Annotated in this window: 2 protein-coding genes; one reads left to right on the top strand and one right to left on the bottom strand. The window is 58.5% G+C overall.

Annotated elements, in window-relative coordinates:
* The coding region (locus tag AC1DY5_RS56625; RefSeq protein ID WP_478122869.1) for a carbonic anhydrase at positions 1–374 on the bottom strand (374 nt) is incomplete at its 3' end.
* 392 nt (positions 375–766) lie between these two features.
* Here AC1DY5_RS56625 and AC1DY5_RS56620 point away from each other — a divergent pair.
* Positions 767–1,051 (top strand): limonene-1,2-epoxide hydrolase family protein, encoded by a 285-nt coding sequence (locus AC1DY5_RS56620; RefSeq protein ID WP_478122868.1) that lies wholly within the window; start codon positions 767–769, stop codon positions 1,049–1,051.
* Positions 1,052–1,119: the final 68 nt, after the last annotated feature.

Below are 1,119 nucleotides of genomic sequence, written 5' to 3'. Positions count from 1 at the left end.
CCATGAAACGTCGATGCGATCGCACCATCCGCGGCCCCGCTTCCCTCGTGGCCCAGGACGACGAAGAGCGGCGTGTGCAGATGCATACCCGCATATAGCGCCGTGCCCAGGATCGAGGGCCCGAGCACGTTGCCCGCTACGCGAATGACGAACAGTTCTCCGAACGAGGCGTCGAAGACGAGTTCGGGCGGCACGCGGCTGTCGCTGCATCCCAGGATCGTGGTGTGAGGTTGCTGCCCTTTCGCAAGTTCCGCGAGAACCTCCTTCTGCACGGTCGGGAAGCGCGCAAGGCCATTGACGAAGCGCTCGTTGCCCTCCTTGAGGCGCTCGAGCGACTCATCCGCGGTGAACGGGTGTGGATGACTGGCTGCCACGATGCGAGGCTCCCGAGGTTGCTCCGGGATACTACGCCTTGAGCGGGAGGGTGTCTGCAGTGGCCGCGCTTACGCGCGCTACTGTCAAAGTTGGACCTCAATTTTGATGAGATCTTGGTCTAACTATGAAGAGCTCAGGTCAGGATGAGCTCCTCCGAGGTTGTCACACCTCCGAGGTCGCCCAACTTTGAACTCTCGGCTCGCAAGTCGTTGATTCTCTGGGGCTTCGTTGTTCAAAGTTAAGACTGCGGCGGCCCCCGTGTCGAACGGCCGCTTCTATATGGACTCTTTTGTCAAGCCTTTTTTAGCATCGCATCGATAAGAAGCGGTATTTCATGGCCGCCTCCGGATGTTGCTTGAGCGGATGAGACAGTGGCATTGCGACCTTCCACATGATGCCTACCCAAAAGGCAACAGGCCACAAAGAAATTCGGGCGGTTATCGAGAGGATCCTCAGCAGTCACAAGGCTGGATCGTTCGAGGTCGTGCACATGATCGAAGACGCCACAGGTCTCGTGATGAACGAGCGCGTTGATCGATTCTTGCGAAAGGACGGGAAGTGGGTGTCAATCGAGGTGGTGGGGGTGTTCGAGTTCGCTGACGGGAAGATCACCGCCCAACGCGAGTACTTTGACCTGAAGTCGTTTGCTGACCAGATGGCGGACTACGTACCGTGATCTACGCGGACCTGCCCTAGGTGGGTTGCCGCGGCGCGTACGGCAATGGATTCGATGATGTGTGACCA

The sequence above is a fragment of the Variovorax sp. P4_D9 genome (assembly GCF_056401695.1).
The sequence above is the reverse complement of the archived record's forward strand: the minus strand, read 5'-3'. Positions and strand labels throughout refer to the sequence as shown.